Source organism: Neoaquamicrobium sediminum, assembly GCF_013240295.1.
GTDB classification, from domain to species: domain Bacteria; phylum Pseudomonadota; class Alphaproteobacteria; order Rhizobiales; family Rhizobiaceae; genus Aerobium; species Aerobium sediminum.
Window position 1 is genome coordinate 178,572 of sequence record NZ_JABETK010000001.1, and the last position, 16,926, is coordinate 195,497.

The 16,926-nt window shown below is 59.6% G+C and carries 9 protein-coding genes; all 9 read right to left on the reverse strand.

Annotated elements, in window-relative coordinates:
* Positions 1-332 precede the first annotated feature (332 nt).
* The gene (locus HK436_RS00925) at positions 333-1,661 is read right to left on the reverse strand and encodes a hypothetical protein (protein ID WP_173186646.1); all 1,329 of its coding nucleotides are present in this window, start codon (positions 1,659-1,661) and stop codon (positions 333-335) included.
* On the reverse strand, positions 1,658-1,786 hold the full coding sequence (locus tag HK436_RS32220; RefSeq protein ID WP_280515572.1) for a hypothetical protein: 129 nt from the start codon (positions 1,784-1,786) through the stop codon (positions 1,658-1,660). Before HK436_RS32220 ends, HK436_RS00925 begins: the two co-directional genes overlap by 4 nt.
* Positions 1,783-2,559 carry an HNH endonuclease gene (locus HK436_RS00930; protein ID WP_173186648.1) on the reverse strand — a complete coding sequence of 259 codons (777 nt, stop codon included), beginning with the start codon at positions 2,557-2,559 and terminating at the stop codon, positions 1,783-1,785. Before HK436_RS00930 ends, HK436_RS32220 begins: the two co-directional genes overlap by 4 nt.
* Complete coding sequence (locus HK436_RS00935; protein ID WP_173186650.1) at positions 2,556-4,538, reverse strand: chromosome segregation protein SMC; 1,983 nt, start codon at positions 4,536-4,538, stop codon at positions 2,556-2,558. Before HK436_RS00935 ends, HK436_RS00930 begins: the two co-directional genes overlap by 4 nt.
* Complete coding sequence (locus tag HK436_RS00940) at positions 4,522-8,916, reverse strand: N-6 DNA methylase (RefSeq protein WP_173186652.1); 4,395 nt, start codon at positions 8,914-8,916, stop codon at positions 4,522-4,524. Before HK436_RS00940 ends, HK436_RS00935 begins: the two co-directional genes overlap by 17 nt.
* Positions 8,916-11,408 (reverse strand): DEAD/DEAH box helicase, encoded by a 2,493-nt coding sequence (locus tag HK436_RS00945; RefSeq protein WP_312860449.1) that lies wholly within the window; start codon positions 11,406-11,408, stop codon positions 8,916-8,918. The genes HK436_RS00940 and HK436_RS00945 overlap by 1 nt, the downstream gene beginning before the upstream one ends.
* A gap of 293 nt (positions 11,409-11,701) precedes the next feature.
* Positions 11,702-12,139: a hypothetical protein gene (locus HK436_RS30915; RefSeq protein ID WP_244648432.1), complete on the reverse strand. Its 438-nt coding sequence runs from the start codon at positions 12,137-12,139 to the stop codon at positions 11,702-11,704.
* Positions 12,140-12,198: 59 nt separating this feature from the next.
* Positions 12,199-13,872 carry a helicase-related protein gene (locus HK436_RS30920; RefSeq protein ID WP_244648435.1) on the reverse strand — a complete coding sequence of 558 codons (1,674 nt, stop codon included), beginning with the start codon at positions 13,870-13,872 and terminating at the stop codon, positions 12,199-12,201.
* A complete protein-coding gene (locus HK436_RS30925; RefSeq protein ID WP_312860450.1) occupies positions 13,785-16,847 on the reverse strand; it encodes a DEAD/DEAH box helicase in 3,063 nt (1,020 codons plus the stop codon). The genes HK436_RS30920 and HK436_RS30925 overlap by 88 nt, the downstream gene beginning before the upstream one ends.
* Between the last annotated feature and the right edge of the window lie 79 nt (positions 16,848-16,926).

The window sequence follows — 16,926 nt, forward strand, 5'->3', positions numbered from 1 at the left end:
CATAGACGCTCGAGCCGGCCTACCGCCTGCAACGCGGGAGCTAGATTATTCCCACTCAATTGTTTTTATCCCAGTTAGGTCATTGATCTAGCTGGGTTTTTTCTTGTTGAGGCCACCGAAAGCCGACCCTCGGGCCGTCAAAAACTTACGGTGTTGATTTTAAAGGGAAATTCCCTCGAAAATATTTTTGCGTGGTTTCGGTATCTATCGAGGTCGATTACCTCTCCAGACCCGTTTTCGACCGCACGGATGGATCTCACTTCGAGCGAAGAAAGTACCGTCACGAAGCTCATAGCACAGTCTGCTCTGCGACGCGATCCGCCAGGGCAGCGTCATCCAAGCGCCAATCCTCCATCCGGCGACCAGATAACTACGTCACGCGGCCGCCCACGGAAAGGCTCTCCCAAGAGGGCCAGGCCGTCACGGAAAAGCGCATAGCGGTAAGGCTCGTCTGCGTCGGCCACGGCAGCGCGATCTCCCGCGGAGAGCGCAAACCCTGTTGGTTCGACGGTTGGTAGCCTCATCGTCGCTGGCAGCCGCCCCACTCCTCGGTCACGGATCGCATTGCTCAGCGCGTTCAGGAATTCGGCCCCCGCCTTCTCCTCGATCGCGAACCAGCCGAAATCAGAGCCAGTATGACCTGGTGGCGATAGCGGCGAGCGCCGCGCAAATCGCCACCAGCCATGATGATCGAAGAAATCTTCGATCCACCATGGCGGACCGTCTGGTCGCGAAAGCCACGGCGTCGCCGCCAGATAGGTCCGACCGGCATAGTCAAATCGAAGAAGCGGAACATCGGATCGCTCTGGAGGCGCGGAATCCGGCAAACGAAGCCAGTCGATCCAATTCGTCACATGCGGTACGCCCATCAGCAGAAAGTTCGAACGATGAGTCGCCAATGCCATCGACGCAGGCGTACCTTCGGGTGCCTCGTCCGCCTGTTCGACGCCAATGGATGCGGTCCGTTTTCGCGGCTTGGAGATCCGCGTCTCCGATACGGCCAGGAAGCTCCCGGCTGTCGTCGGCTTTGACCCGAATGCAATCGAATAGCCGTGGATTACCTTTCCGAACGGCGACGGCTTCGCGACAAAGGGCTTTACCTGCTTGATGTACTTTTTCTTCGCCGCGTTCGCTATTTTTGCTGCGCTCGCATCTTTGGCGAACGAGCCGTGCGCCTCGGCGAGCACAACACCGTGGCCGGACGCGTTGCCGCCTTCGTAGATAAAATCCGCATGGGGATCGAGCGACGAGGACAGGCACGCCGCGTTCGCTCGCCATGCGTAGCCGAGGGCGTCCATGTAGAGGTGGGCAATGCCAGCGCCGACCTTGGCCGCAAACTGAGACCCGGCAGTATCCGCGAGAAATTTGAAATGAGATTCGAGCGCAAATGCCGATCCATCCTGGAGCAGCGTCTGCAATTCGATCAGAGCACTTTGCTGCAATCCGTCGAGCAGCGCGACCGGCGCATCATCCCAGGTCGTTGCCGTCCTCGCGATCGCGGCCGCCAACGCCGTCGGGTTGAAAAATAGGCTCGACTGGGCCGGCGGCGCCACGAAATGCGGAGAGACCGGGCTTGGTACGTGGCCGTGCTTCGTGTGCTTCGTCAAACCAATCAGCTTGGTCGACGTCCCCAGTCCGGCAGTCGATACAGGCCCGCTCATTCCTTGAACTCCGCAGCCTGCGGGGCGGTGCCGGCATGATTCAGCGGGCGCTCCAGCGCCTTCAGCAGATCTTCGAAGTCCAACCCAGCCCCCTCATGCAGGCTCAGAGCACCTGCCGCCGTCAATTCCGGATCCAAACGTGGTTGCGATGATGGGCCAGGTAAGGCCGATGCTCGTCGCGCAACGGCAGCCTCGGCGCTTTATCTAAGGACAGGGCGTCAAGCGCAGCATCCTCCAAACGAGCAGAAGTCAAAACCAAACCGTCGTCATCAAATGTCACCAGCCCGGCGTCGAATGCAGCGTCCCATAGGGCGGACAGAAGAAGTCCGTTATGCACGTCGAGTCGCTGCGCGTCAGTCGTGCAATCGGACCATGGGATCATGTGCGAGGCCCTCAGCAGCGAAGGACTCGAAATTCCACTCAACGGGCAGGTTCCGTTCCAGTATTCCATCAGGGCATCGCGAAAGATGTTCTGCCCGATCCTGAATTTTTGTGCGCGTTCGCCTTCAGTCTCGCCGATTCCCGCGACAGCGTGTTCGTATTTCTCAAGGGGAAAGTTGGGCAAGCTAACTGACAGGCGGTACACAGCTTGGACCCCGGCATGCAACTCATCACGCGTGGCAAACATGAAGGCCCCTACGTGACCTTTGGCGCAAGGTGCCGCGGGTTGGGCGTCCAGCGCTCGCGCCACTCCCGGCAGCATCAAAGACAGAAAGAATGGACCGGTGCCGTTTACGGCGGCCAGTCCGATCTCCCCTGGCGCACTGGCCGACCGGAAAAAGATCCATCCACCAGCCTCTTCAGGGCCAATACGGTATCCATGCTCGTTCGCAGCATCGCGCAGCTCAGAAAGAAGGAGGAAGGGATAAGCCGGTAGACGTCCTTCGGTGCTGCTCATAGGTCAACCCCGAGCAAGCGCTGTGTGGGTGGATCGCCATGCAATTTTAGCTGCAGGTAGGGACGTTCCCTGAACTCGGTTGGAGGTGCCGTGGTTGTCGTTACGATGTACTGAAACAGTGGCTTTCCGCCGACGCGCTCCAAATCCTGAACTATATCGAAGAGCCGTCCATAAATTGACAAACCAAGATCGGCCTCACGTGGGCTATCGTGAAGCAGAAATGACGGCACACGTGTCGCGCCTTCGATGCTCACGCACATCGCAGCGAGGTCGAAAGCCAGAACCTTGAGAGAGTCGATCGCGGCTGTCCTGCGGTCGCCGCCCATGTCTACCGACAGATCAAGCCCGTTCCCGCTAAGGGTGATCCGGCCCTTTGCATCGTGGCCGACCAACCGGCGGACGATCGGGTCGAACTTCTCGCTCATGCGTCCGAAAACCCGGGCCTGTTTGTCACGAAAGGCGCCCAGCCGTTCTCTCTCAGTCTCTAGTTTTGTGCCCAATTCGCGCAGACGCTTTATACCCGCCTCCTGCGTTTCGAAGAGTTCTACAAGGCGCTCAACATCGTCTTGGAGCCTGCGGGCGGAGTACCAAGTGGACTCTCGGGCATCCCGCGTCTTCTCGATGTTCGCGACGTGATCGACGGATCGATCGAAGTGCTGCTTGGCCAGAGCAATCTGGGGCAAGAGCTTCGTCTGCTCTTGCCGCAGATCCTCAACTCGTTTCGCTTGGGAGTCGTGATCAGCTTGTCGTTGATTCCAACGCTGCCGGCAGGCGTCGGCATCAGGAATTTTGTGCGAGAGCTTGCAGCCCTCTGCCAGAGCGCGGTCGATGGGGACTTCGCATATCGGGCAGACCGGGCTTTCAGCCTCGACTTTCGAATAGGAAAGCCCCGGCAATTCCCCGCGTATCATCGCCAATGTGCGTTCTTCAGCGGGGATTAGGGCTCCAATACGGATACGTTCCCCTTCGAGGCGCGCCCATTCATTTCTCGCGGCCTCTCGTTGCTCGCGGGCTGCGGCGAGTTCAACGTCGCCGCCAGTCGGAATCTTACTTGCCGACGCCAAGCGTGTGCTGGCGGACCTGCGCATGAGGTCGATCAGCAACGGCATCTCTGGAAGCGACTGCCCCTCAAGGTCGAGCCCCGTAACGAGCCGTGTTTGCGTACGTTCGATTTCCCACCGGCGATGGCCAATCTCTTGATCCAGGACACGGCGCTCCTCGCTGAGGCTGTTCACTTCACCACGCGTGGCCTGTTCCTCAGGCGTGATCGCCATCAGAAACGAACGGAGCGCCTCAAGCCTTGGTCCCTTCTCCTGTCCGCTCGCGGGCATCGGTGAATCAGAGTCCGAGGACGGCGACCGCCAGTCCAGGACATCGTCAAATCGACACTCTTGGTCCCGCGTGAGCCAGGCGAGCGCGATCGGCCAAATTGGCCCGTTCGCTTGAGGGCGAACCAATTGGGCAAGCGCGGTGGTGATGATTTGCTGATCGACCGCCTCGACGAACGGCTCCATTCCCGTTGAAGCGCCCTCACCAGCGGCGATCTCGTCGAGATTTCCGCCCGGTACAGCCATATGTCGCCGACGCACGCCTAGTGGGCGAACGATCGCCCAGCAGATTCCGTCTAGTATGACTTCGGCACCCACGATGCCGTTCAGGAATGCCGTGCCAATCCGATCACGCTGAGGCTCCGTGGCGAAGCGATCCTCACCAAGGCAATACCGGATAAGCCGGCAAAAAAGCGTTTTGCCGCTACCATGCCCGACAGCATTTGTTTGACCTACGGAAGCGGCATCATCTGCTCCGTCGGGTGACCATACGATGTTCAGGCCCGGACGAAGCTCGATGTCCCGTACCTTCTCCCCACCGGGCTCCTTCCACACGACAAGACGTCGAACCCAAAGCCGCGGCCCTTCCAGCCCTTCAGCGGGCGTTACCGTCAGAACCTGCGGGGTGAGAAGGTCAGGCTGCTGTGGCATTGATCACCCACTGCTGAATGTCAGCGGGCAGCGAATCCACCGCCACGTCTAGATTGATGTTCTCCAGTGCGCCGAAAACGAAGACGGCGCGGCCATCGGGCCAACCCGAGGTGTCAATCACCTCGAGTCCTGCTCCGGGCGCCCAGGTAGCGTCATTAAGATTTTCGACTAACCTGCCGTTGCCGCGGTGATTTCGAAGAGCAGCGCCCCACGCCGTGTTGTTCCTCGCGACGAATGTAGCGACATTGCCGGCAAGAGGATCGGCCTCCGTTCCCACCAAGCGACGCCATTCTGCCACCTTGGCGGACGGTAGGAGCGGAGTAAGTAGGCGTGGTTCTAGGACGAAGGCGGCGGCCAAACGGATCTCGGGGATCGGCTTCGGTCCAGCGATTGTCTTGAGAATCGCAGCTAGGACGGCACCAGTGTCACCGGGCTGTGCTTGCGTTGGGCGAGCCAAGGCACCATCCGACCGGAGATGATCACTGACGGCTGCGGGAGTGACTTGCACCACAGCAAGCCGCTCCCAAGCACTTAATATCAGCTTCTGAGTTCTGTATTCATTAAATTCCCGAATCTCGCGGTTGCGTAGCGCCTTAAACGTCTCAATATCGCTTTCCGCACCAAGGACATTAGTGGGATCAAGGATATACAGCATCTCTTGCTTGCTCAAGCCATACACATCACGAGCAACAAGAACATCAATCTCAGCAGCGATTTCCGCGCGCCGATCAGGATCCTCTTCGACTTTGACCGAACTTAAAACCACTTGCTGCTGCACTGCTGCCTGTCGCAGCTCTTCCATTTCATCACCGACTGCGCAAAGCTGGTAGACACGCTTGACGAGTTCCTGGGCGACAGGCAGGGTTTTGGCATTTCGTGGGAATGGAAGACTGTCCAAGATCGTGTAGGACATCTTCAATGAGACCTTCTTGCGGACTACAAAGTCCATGGCCAGCGAATTTGCGATTGCCAGCCACAAGAGTAGGTCATCTATTTCGGTTCCGAAAGTTATCGTCGGCACTTTGTCGCCGCAGATCGTATTCGGAGGAACCAGCGCAGCTATCAGGCTTCTCGAATTAGTCGGGCTGGCGACATCACAGAAACCAATCCTGTATTCGTCGATCCGTCCAATGAGCTTGTCCGGAACTTTTGCAGGGAGGACGCGCCATTGTGGTTGGATGCTCTTGCCAGGCGTGCCGAAAGGGAAATCCGGCCAATCAGCCGATCGGCCGCGCCCCGCCGAGTATCCCTTGGCTCGGTAGTCGTAGGCATCGATCATACGCCCCTCGAAGACAGGAAAGCCGTCAGACCCTTCGGAAAACAATCCCCGGTCAGTGCCCATGTCCACTTCACGCATATAAAATCGCTGAGGAACCCCATCGATTTGCTCACCAAATTTCGGATAGCGAGCGTACATCTTCCTGCAGATGTCTATGTCTTCTTGTGCGGCAAATTCCATCACAGCCCGAGCATCTGGCGAAAATTCGATGACCAGATCAGTTGGGATGCTGAGCACTCGTCCTGCCGAGAAGTCGACTAGTTTCTCCAAAGTATTGACTCTGAACGCGGCACCAAATTGTTCAGTCCGACCATCTCGCCATGCAACGTACATGCAAAACTTGGTACGCGTGTCGATCGAAGGAAACCAGATTCCTTTGGTGTTCTCGAAGCCCGCCAGCTTCTCCAATCGGCGCTGATCGAAGATCTCGCCACGGATCGCCGTTGCATTGGCGCCGTTGTAAAGCCCCTCGGGCACAAACTGCGCGGCCACCTGTCCCGGACGCGTTAAGGCGAGCGCAGTTTCAACGAACATGCGGTAGACGTTGAAATCGCCCTTGCCGAGATTACCCGGAGCGAAAAGACGATACCGCCCACTCGACTTCATGAAATGCACTGCCGCGTAAAGATCGCGGCAATGCTCGTCCCATCTGTCGGAGATTGAAGCGTCCTCTAGAAGATGGTCGATCGCTGCTCTCTGATCCGGAGGCGACATAAACCGCACCTGAGGATCGTATGACGCAAAGAATTCCTTGTTGTCGGGGCTCATCGTCTCCCAGGGAGGATTCCCGAGAACGACGTCGAAGCCACCACGCCCCATTACGTCCGCGAAAGCGATGGGCCAATGAAAGAAGCGATAATGAGCCGCCAAATCGGCAACCGCGCCGGAGAGCGGCCCAAATGGCTCGTGTCCGCGCAGGAGTTGCCATACGGCACCCGATGTTGCGACCGTTTCGGCGCCACGTCGCGGCAGGCCATCGGGGCCTGCATATTGCCCACCCATGATTTTTAAAGTGAAGAAGGCTGAGGTCCAGAGATCACAGGCACGCTCCACCGTCCAAGCAGCCGCGCCGTGGCTCATAAGCTCGTCAAAACGAGACCGCTTCTGTGCGATTTGATCAAGGGTGTCTTCGGGCATGTCGGCTAGCGCGACAAGATCGCGGGCCAGGTCCCGTTGGCGATTGAAACCGAAGCCACTTTCAATCCGGTCACGCTCGGCCTGCTCGCGACGGTTCTTAGCCTTGTAGTGATTCACTACTTCCCGATCATCACCATTCAGTGGCTTATAGGCGTCGTCGGGAATCCCGTCTTTCAGCACGGAGAGATCGAAGACCCCTACGAGGCTATCGCCACATCGAATGTGGCTGTCGAGGAAAGTCAGCGGCTTGCCCGGTTCGACCGCCTCGATCCACATCGCCACTTTTGCCAGTTCGACGGCCATGGGATTGCGATCGACGCCATAAATACAACGGCGCGCGATATCGCGCATCGCAGCGGGATAATCTGGCGCCTCACTATCTCGTAACAGCGCCACACGCGTTGCCATCCTTCGCGCAGCGCCAAGAAGGAAATGGCCAGAGCCACAGGCGGGATCGATTACGGAGAGCTTGAGGATCGCGTCAGCACCGCCTTCAGCCTCAGCCCGTGCGAGCACCGGATCGAGCGCATTGTCGAGCAGGGTTTGAACTAAATTGTCTGGCGTATAGTAGCTGCCGCTGATCTTGCGTGCATTTCCGCGCGCCTCATTGCCGCCCGAAAAGCAGAAACGCCGGCCATTTTCTTCACGCGTGGGTACAAGTTCGAGCAAACCTTCGTAGACTGAACCCAATTCTTCCGTGGCCATATCACGCCAGTTGATACGGACACGGCGCCCATCCTCGATCAACCAGCTTAAATGGAAGACCGCGCGCAGAAATGCCCTGTTAGGCAGCCTCGCCTCATCGAGATCGGGTGTCTGGCCTCGCGCGAACAGGCTTCCAAGCGGCGGCAACCCCAAGAGCTTTTCGCCGCGCTCCAACCCCCGAAAAACGATCTTGGCTCCTTCCCAAGCATCAAGATGATGGTCGTGCGCGGATCGGCGGGCCGAGCGCTCACGCATGTGGCCGAAGCCGTAGGCTGAGGCATAGAGGTCGCGTGATATTGCTGATGCATCAGGTCCGTGCAGAAGATTGCGGTCCTCCGATACAGCTAGGAAGATCAGCCTGTAGACGATGCGCAGAAGCTGCTCGAACCACCCTTGGACGCTGAGCCGATTCTCATCTAGCTTTGCCCGAAAGTCTGGATTCGCGTCTAAAAACCCCTGCCCAAGCGCGAGAAGCGCCTCTTCAACGCTCTCCCCGAGCCGCTCACGCGCCGCTGTGCCGGCTCTCAGTCCGGCCTCACGCCACCGTTCCAGAGCACAATCGTTAGCAGGCGCGTTCTCACCGCCAAAGCGTGTGGCATGGATCAGCAGCCATGTCGCAGTGAAGTCAGCGAACATCTCGTCGCGGAATATCGCCCCGAGATCAGCTTCAATATAAGCTGGGCGTGTAAAACTGGCATTGTCCCGCATTAGGCGGACACGATCACCGGCGAAGACCATTCCCCACAAGAAATCGGGATTGGCGTTTAGCCAGTCTTGAAGCAGTACGCTGGGCGAACGCCGTGGGATGGTCCCGTCGTGGCCATCACCTAGCTGCGGAAGCGCCTTGGTGAACGCCTCACCATCCGACACCGCTGCCGCAACCACGACAGGTACGCGCCCGCTCTTGGCCTCAAGGGTTACGTGAAAAGTGTGCCCATCCCTGCGATGAACGTGTGGACCGTGGAGTGCCTCAAATCCGAAAGCCTCCTCAAGCAGGCTTTTTGCGAACGCGGTGGTCTGACTCACATTAGGCGCCGCCAACTTGGCATAGGCCTGCCAGTGGGCCTGGCCGATCCTGAAATAGCGGGTGATTTCGTCCCGCAGATTTGTCCCCTTCGGGCAACCATAAGCGGCGGCGGCCTTCTGATCCGGCGTGGTAGCGGCGATCGCCGCCACCTGATCCGGCGAAATGAGTCCGCCCTCGATTGAGATGGCGGTGAACCCGATGTCGGCGACACGTTTGAGATGGCGGGCCATTATTCGCCCTCCGGAAGGAGGACATAGAGACCTATGACGTCCGCTGGCAAAACAGGAACGACCTCGACCGTCGCCCCGCCGCGCGCGGCTTCCGTCAGCCGAAGATGGTCGGCAGAAAGCGCAGCTCCGCGTTCCGCTGCGAAGGCCTCTATCGCAGGTTGGTAGCTCGCCAGTCGTTCATGAGCTCTCTGGAGCTGACGCGCGGCAGCGAGTTCATCGAGATTTCCTGCTGCTTCGGCCTCGAGAAGCTCAAGGGCAGAATGTCCTTCGAGAAACGACGCTGGGGCTATTCCGCCGAATGCGATTCCCGTCGCTTCCTCAGCCAGCAACAGGCGGTTTGTGCGGCCGCTGGTGATGAGCTTGAAGCGAAGCCGTAAAAGCATCAGCGTCGTCATCTGAGCGACGGCTCGCGTGCGCCAGGCGCCGCACCGGCCAAGGGGACGGAATGCTGCCCCTTCCGGATCTAGCGCCCCCTCCGCCAAACTTTCTGCCAGACTTGCAACCAGGGGATGGACGCGCCCAAGATGCGTCACACCCGGCGCCGGATCATCTTCGAAGCCAATCCTTCGCGTCCCACGCAGACCACGCGCTTCCACGCGTTCCTTGATGGCGTCGGGCATAGCGTCCAGATGCACGAGATGATGCTGTCCGGCCCTCTCCAGGGGCGCACCGGCACGCTTCAAAGCACGTTCCGTGAAGCGCGCGACTTCGGTCGGGCCGCCGTTTAGTGCGCGCATCTGCCGCCACTCCGGCAACACCTCATCAGGTTTCAGCGCACCTTGCGCATAGCGCGCGCGGCTTGCTTTCGCGTTTTCCTCGGCGTCGCGCCACTTGCTGTCGAGGCGCTCGCTTGAAAGGCCGAAATCGAAAGCCAACTGCTCTCGGTGTCCGCCGGCGCGAAGCATGAGTGCTTGCATGAGCGCGGAGGTCACGCCTTCGCTGTCTTCGGGCATCGGAACCGAAATGCCCGTCGCCTTACGAATGGCGTCCGCTTTGCGCAGGATGACCTGCAAGACTGCGCCATCGATCGCACTGTTGTCGCCGAAGATCGTCACGGAGCGGACGACCGGCGAACGCTGACCAAATCGGTCGACACGCCCTTCGCGCTGCTGATGACGAGTCGGATTCCAGCTCAGATCGTAATGTACGACGGCATCGAACAGCGCTTGCAAATTGATGCCCTCGGACAGGCAGTCCGTCGCGACGAGGATTCGGCTCTCGGAGTCTTCAAGCTGATCGATGCGAGTTCGCCGTTCTTCAGGCGGTAGCCGTCCTGTCACGACTGCCACGTCAGCCTTTGGCCAAGCACGCTTGATCTCTTCGCCCAGCGCCTCCGCCGTTGCGATGAACCGGCAGAAGATGACCGGCTTGGCTCCTTCCTGAAGCAGCGCTTTTAGAACCTTTAGCAGACGCGCCACCTTGGGATCCTCGCCACGACGGCGATCAAGGGACTCTGCAATCGCGATCAGCTCGGCGAGTTCACCACGCTCTTCGGCGCTCGCGCTGGCCGTGCCGGGCTCCACGTCGCCTTGGTCGAGCAGGCCTTCATCTTCGTCGAAGACAACGGGCTGCATCGCCTCTTCATCCGCCACTCCGGACAGGCGATTGCGCAGTGCATTTGTTGCGGCCGCCGGCGAGGAGCCGACGCATCGCATGAGCGCGAGCGTCCCCCAAAAAGCGAGCCGTCGACTGCGCTGGTCAGCACCGGCGCGCTGCGTAACAGCAAGACAATAATCCAGAACGCGATCATGGAAAGCGCCGAACTCGCCGCTGAGACTGAAAGGCTCATCCTTCACCTGGTGAACAGGGAAAGTCCGTTTCTCGTGCCAACCGGACTCCGTGATATCGGGTCGGCGCCGCTGGACATAATGTTGAGCGAGGCGGCGTGCATATCGCGTGCGCGCATTCTCATCGCCTTGGGGACCTCCCGCGAAGTCCGGGCTAATGAGGCCGAGCAGACGATCGAACGCCGCTTCATCACCACTGTGCGGCGTTGCCGTCAGCAGCAGCATGTGGCGTTCCTCATCGGAGGCGAGGCGTTCGAGAAGCTCGAAACGCTGATGTCTGCCGCGATCTCCACCGATGCAGGCATGCGCTTCATCAACGATCACAAGGGACGGGCACGCCCGGGCAAATTCGTCGCGGCGGCTGTCGGCCTTGATATAGTCGAGGCTGACGACGGTGTGCGGATAGGCCTCAAACAGGCTTTGAGCCGCGGGAAGACCCCGCTCCAAGCTGCGCGCCCTGGCCGAGGTGACAGCCACGGCGTCAATATCGAACTTCTCTGCAAGCTCACTCACCCATTGCTCGACGAGATGGGGCGGACACAGCACGGAGAAGCGGTCGATCAGACCACGGTCGAGCATTTCGCGGACGATCAATCCCGCCTCGATCGTTTTGCCGATCCCCACATCGTCGGCGATCAGCAACCGCACCACGGGGAGCTTCAAGGCCATCATCAGCGGCACGAGCTGATAGGCGCGCGGCTCCACGCCGAGATGCGCAGCGCTTCGGAACGGGCCGGCGCCTCGGCGAAGCGACAGACGCAGCGCATCCGCTAGCAACCGCGCACCGTCCTGGGTGTCTCGCCGCTCGGGCGTTGGTGGAGCAAATCGCGCAGGCCTGACGGGATTGACTTCAAGCGCTAGCGCAATCCGTTGCGCATCGGCCTCCGAACCCGACAAGGGCCGCACATTGAGGATGTCGTCGTCCGGAGACGGAAGGACAACCCATTCGCGTCCCCGCGCCTCGACAAGATCCCCCGGTGAAAATCTGACCGCTTCCACTACGCCGCCCCCAACAACTCAACCAATTCCCTCGGCGCGGCTTCGCCAGGCACCTCGGGTAGCTCGACGACATCCACCCCCAAGTCGGCGCATGCCGCAGCCAGCCTGTCCGGTACACGACCTGACACCGCGAGCACCTGAAAGCTTGGCCAATAAAGCTCGTATAAGGTGCCGTCGACCTTGCGCGGGGATGGTGCTGGCAATCCCCACCGGCCTATCGCGCCAAGCCAGCCGCTTGCGGCCTCCACCGGCTCTGCCTGCACCAATTCAGGCTCTGCAAGCTGGCAGAGAAAGGCCGTGACCTCCGCGTCGCGACGATCGATCAGATTATGGTCGGGCTGGTTGAAGTAGGAGAGCAGGCAGCGGTAACAGCCGGCAACGCAAGCATCCGACCGCTCCTTGAGGCCGCCGCCGTTCGGCGCGAAATCATAGTGCATGAGATCCAGCGCCTGATGGGCGATCTCCGCCGTTCGGCGCGGATCGGAGACAAGGCGGTTCAGAACTCCAGCTCCCCCTCGGTCGCCTCGTAAAGCAGGATTGCCTTGCGGTCCTCGCGCGCAGGCAACGGCTCGCCCAAGAGTTCGCCTTCTTCAAGCTCGGCAACAATCTGGATGCCTCGCAGAAGGGCGTGCTGCAGGGTTGCCATCTGCCGCTCGTCAAAATTTGCAAGCGGCCGTACCAGAAGCGCGTTCTTATGGTCCTCGACGATCGGCACGATCCGCTGCGACTTCGGGATCGTGACGTCCATGTCATCATCATCCCCGCCGTTGAGCGTATCCTTTACCCATCGGCCTGACGTCGGATCGATGCAGAACCCGTTTATCGACTTTGACTTCCGACGGCGAAGACCCTTGTTGACGCGCGATAGCTTCGCGCGCGCGCCATAATCGAGAAGCAGCAACGGCCCTGCTTCCGAACGCAAGGTGAGCGTGCGGATATCGGGAACGCCCTTTTCGTATTGCCATTGGAAAACGGTCTGGATCTCAAAGCCGCGCCTTTGTCGGTCTTCATCATTCGCTGTGATCCGAGACGATGGCGCCGTTTCGACATTGTCGATCCGATAGACATTGTCGAGCCGATCCACACCGGCCAACGACGCGCCGCACGCGTGGCATCGCTCGAGCTTGTCATCAGTGTGAGCCGCTCCGCACTCTCCGCACAGGATGAGGCTGGTGGTTGCTAGTTTACCGTCGTCGAGGCGACCGTGGGCCGGCAGCTTCGCCCGGACAACCCGGTAGGCGCGCCCCTCGTGATAAATCAGGCTGTTGGGACCGAACTCGGAAATGGCGAGAAAACGCGGCCTTTGCAGGACGGCCGCACGTTTGGTCGCAGGGATGAAAGCATAGAGCGGGAGACGCGGGAAGTTGTATCCCGGCAGAAATCCTTCGGTCGCCAGATATCGATAAGTGTAAAAATCGGAGCCGTTCGAAGCCTGTCCGCGCTCGAGCATGTCAAGTTCTTCAGTCGCCCGGAAATGACGGCGCGCGGCCTCTTTGCGTTCGCCCGGTTTGAAGGACGTCTTCTGCTGAATTTGATGCGCCTCATCCTGTTCGCGCCGAGCGCTTCTGTATAGCTCCCGCCATCGGCTAAAGCTCCCAGCGAAATTCTGCGCTGCTTCCCGGTTGGTCTCATCGACAAAGGCATCGATATCAGCCAGCCAAGGGGCATCGGCCAACTCGACCGCGCTGGCAGTTTGCTCGAGAAGGCGGCGCATCGTCGGCTTTGCGGTCCCGCCTGCGATAAGTTTTGCAAACGCGCTCTGGATTTCGTCAGAGATGGGCATCTCCGCCGCCGCCATATTCAAATTTTCAGGGATTGACGGCTTCAGCGGCACGACAGCCGCCGCCAGCCATTCGGCGTGGAGATGGCTTCGCAGAAGATCCCGATTGGCAAGATCGAGGGCTGGCGGCTTCACGACGCCGGCGACAAGCCCTTGTCGATTGTTAAAGTAATATTGGTCGTGGGGGGACTGAGCAGCGCAATAGGTGACGACGAGCGCAGCTTGACCACTACGCCCAGCACGGCCGGCTCGCTGCACGTAATTTGCCGGCGTCGGCGGTGCATTCCGGAGAAAAACAGCGTTCAGCGCGCTGATATCGACGCCGAGCTCCATCGTCGGAGAACAGAAGAGCGCCGGAAGGAAATTCGCGGGTTCGCCTTCCTGGCGCATTTCGTCCCGGTTCTGGGCGATCCTCTCGATATCCGATTTCCCGAACCGAAATCGATCTTCACGCCAAGCGCGAACTTTCTGGTCGACTTGCGCAGTGTGCTCCCGAGCCTCGAAGGCAAAGGGCAAGTTACCTTCCTGCCCAAGCATCTCGGCAACATCCTCGTAGAGCGCGCGGAAGAACGGATTTTCGCGTCTGCCATCGGCCCTCCTTGTCGCGGGAAAGAGGCGCAAGGCGGTCGACGATAGCCGCCACGCAGGAGCTTCTCCGCCGGTAACCACTCGCCGGACAACTTGGTGATTCTCGGCCGCACGCAGGAGTGTGGCGATAACGTCGTCATACTCTTTAACGGGAAGCGGCTCCCCCACAGATCCTTGCTGCGGAGCGCCTTCCCCAAAGCCGTCCGCCAGCCGGCTCGCACGATCAGCACATCTTCCGCAGCGCTGATCTCCGCCTTGCTCGGTGGATCGATCATCAGGAATCCGGCCTGCCGCAGTTCCTGTTCTTCGTTTTGATCAATCAGCCAGGGATCGCGCAGGTGATTTCTGGACGTCTCGGCGACTTGCAATATTCGCTGGCGATCCAGCGCCTCGGTGGCAATCGCGAGGCCGCGGCGCATATAGTCGAAAAGCAGCGTGAAGAGCTTGGCCCGCAATTGGGGCGAACTGTCCGCCAGCCGCGGATTGGCAGCGAACTCCTCGTCATCACTCGCCAGTTCACCCAGTCCGGGAAACCGCACCTCCACGAGACCGGCTTCTTCGAGATTGGGGTTTGTAAAACGCCAGCCCTTCCGAAGATCCGCCCATACCCGATGTGCCAGGATCGAGGTCAACACTTCCTCGGCAGCTTGCCGGTTGTGGAATCCCTTTACGCGCGGATCGGCCATCCAATCGGAGAGCCGATCAGATTCCTCCAGATCGAAACCAAGCGCCTTGCGGACAGCCTCCCCGAATCGAACGTCCGCGAGGCCCTTCTCACCTGCGTCACGCACGGCACGTAAGATACCGCCCCGGAGCAAGCTGACGAAAATGAAGTCATTGAAATGCCCCGCTTGCAGGGCCGCATCCTGCCGATTGTCCGTGAAGCCCAGCAGCTTGCGGGTGCTTTCCTCAAACGTTCCGTCGGCCTCCATCCAAGCCAGGATGGTCGAGACGATGAGCGTCGTCGCCGAACTACGGCCTTCAGCCGACAGGCCCGCCAGCTTGTTGATGTCGCGTGCCTGTTGAGGCGGCTGATGGCGGCAATGGGGGCAGAAACGATATTTGCCGCTGAAGAACCAGGCTGGCACCCCATCGTCGCCGAGCGACCCATCTGGCTTCACAAAAAGGAGTTGCCCCTCATGCTTCCCGCGATGTCCTCCCTTGAGGCGCTCCTGTCCGGCCGGAGTGGTTTCTTGCCAATCGTCTGGATAGTCAGCGACAGCGCCCCCGAACTGGAAATCGGCATTAACGGCGGGAACCAGAAAGCCTGTTCGCGAGCCGTCTGGTTCAGGGTCTTCACTTGCCGGCTCATCGATTGCCCGCGCGAGAACGCGGATCCCATCAAGCGCATTTTCGATGCGTACGCTATGGTGCTCCTGACCACATTCTCGGCAAAAGAAGACCGGATACAAGCGTGCATTCGGATCAGAGGGGTGAAAGACCTGCCCCTCCAACACGACACGCCGGCCCGTGGCAGGCTCTAGCGTTGCGTAGGCATGCCCAGCGCCGGAAATAAAACGGTGAAGCTTGAACGCCAGAAATGCTCGGTCGCTGACACCGCCGCGAAGATCTTCGCGGCGGCCCATCAAAGACAGCATCCCGGCGAGGGCACTCCTACATTCTCCAAAGGAAAGCTTCGTTTGGGTCGACAGTTTGGCAGTCGCATCGCTCAAGGTCATGGGCGGCCGACGACGTAGCTTTTCGCCTTCCGCAAGTCCGATCTCAGTCTCGATCCAGCAGGCGAGCGGATTGCCGTACAGATCCTTGTCCCTAAGCCCGGTAGGAATTGGCGCCCGGACCGCATCTACGAGTGATGCTCCGAGGCTTGTGCTGTTGATGCGGGGATCTGTCGCCCGGGCAAGATTTTCGTCGATGATCGAGGCCGAACTCATTTCTTCCCCGAAAATGAGCTTGCCGACACGAGCAACTGCACTTGCTCGCTCCACCTCGTCCTGTGCGCTCGACATCGTTGCCGAGGTGCCGATGCAGAGTAGTTTGCGCTCTTTGACGAGGCGATCCTTAACGCGCCGCACCAGCATCGCGACGTCCGCTCCCTGACGGCCGCGATAGGTGTGCAATTCATCCAGCACCAGGAAATCCAAGCCGCTTGCATTGGCGATGACGGCACGATCGAGCTCGTCCTGACGGGTCATGAGCAGTTCGAGCATCATGAAGTTCGTGAGCAATATGTCGGGCTTGGCCTTGGCGATGGCCTGTCGCTCCGCATCACTTTCTTGACCGGTGTAGCGACCAAAGGTCGGGCGCAACTCCTCTTCGACCCCTGAGCCACCGATGAACTTTTCGAGCTCCTCAAGCTGGCTATTGGCCAACGCGTTCATGGGATAGATGATGATTGCGCGCGTCCGCTGCGCTTCGCCTGCCCGCCGTGCGCGAACTACCGCATCGACGATCGGTAAAAAGAAGCAGAGCGATTTTCCGGACCCCGTACCGGTTGTCACGATGAAGCTTTCACCATTGCGGGCTTTCGCGACAGCACGCTCTTGGTGACGGTGAAGCTTGATCGGCATCCGGTCCGGACCGCTGGCGAATATCCTGCTGAGAGCCGGATCAAGCACGTCTTGAGCGACAAGCTGATCAACAGAATGACCAGCCTCGAAATGCGGATTGATAGTAATGAGAGGCTCGGGCCAAAAGCGCTGCTCGTTATATGCAGCATCGACCTGAGCACGGATTTCCGGCGCGTGGATCTCCGAAAAGGAGCGTGCGAACGATTCGTACCGTTCTATCAGCGCTTGATCGAGATCGAATATATCCACCACATCCCCCTACAGTTATCTCCCGAGAGATATCTGGCCTAAATCTTAGAAATATTATTGTTTACCAGCAGTTGTATAG

Coding starts and splice junctions, on each gene's coding strand:
- HK436_RS00935 (WP_173186650.1), bottom strand. CDS start 4,538: ATGCCACAGCAGCCTGACCTTCTCACCCCGCAGGTTCTGACGGTAACG.
- HK436_RS30920 (WP_244648435.1), bottom strand. CDS start 13,872: ATGCGCCAGGAAGGCGAACCCGCGAATTTCCTTCCGGCGCTCTTCTGT.
- HK436_RS00930 (WP_173186648.1), bottom strand. CDS start 2,559: ATGAGCAGCACCGAAGGACGTCTACCGGCTTATCCCTTCCTCCTTCTT.
- HK436_RS30915 (WP_244648432.1), bottom strand. CDS start 12,139: ATGCACTATGATTTCGCGCCGAACGGCGGCGGCCTCAAGGAGCGGTCG.
- HK436_RS00925 (WP_173186646.1), bottom strand. CDS start 1,661: ATGAGCGGGCCTGTATCGACTGCCGGACTGGGGACGTCGACCAAGCTG.
- HK436_RS00940 (WP_173186652.1), bottom strand. CDS start 8,916: ATGGCCCGCCATCTCAAACGTGTCGCCGACATCGGGTTCACCGCCATC.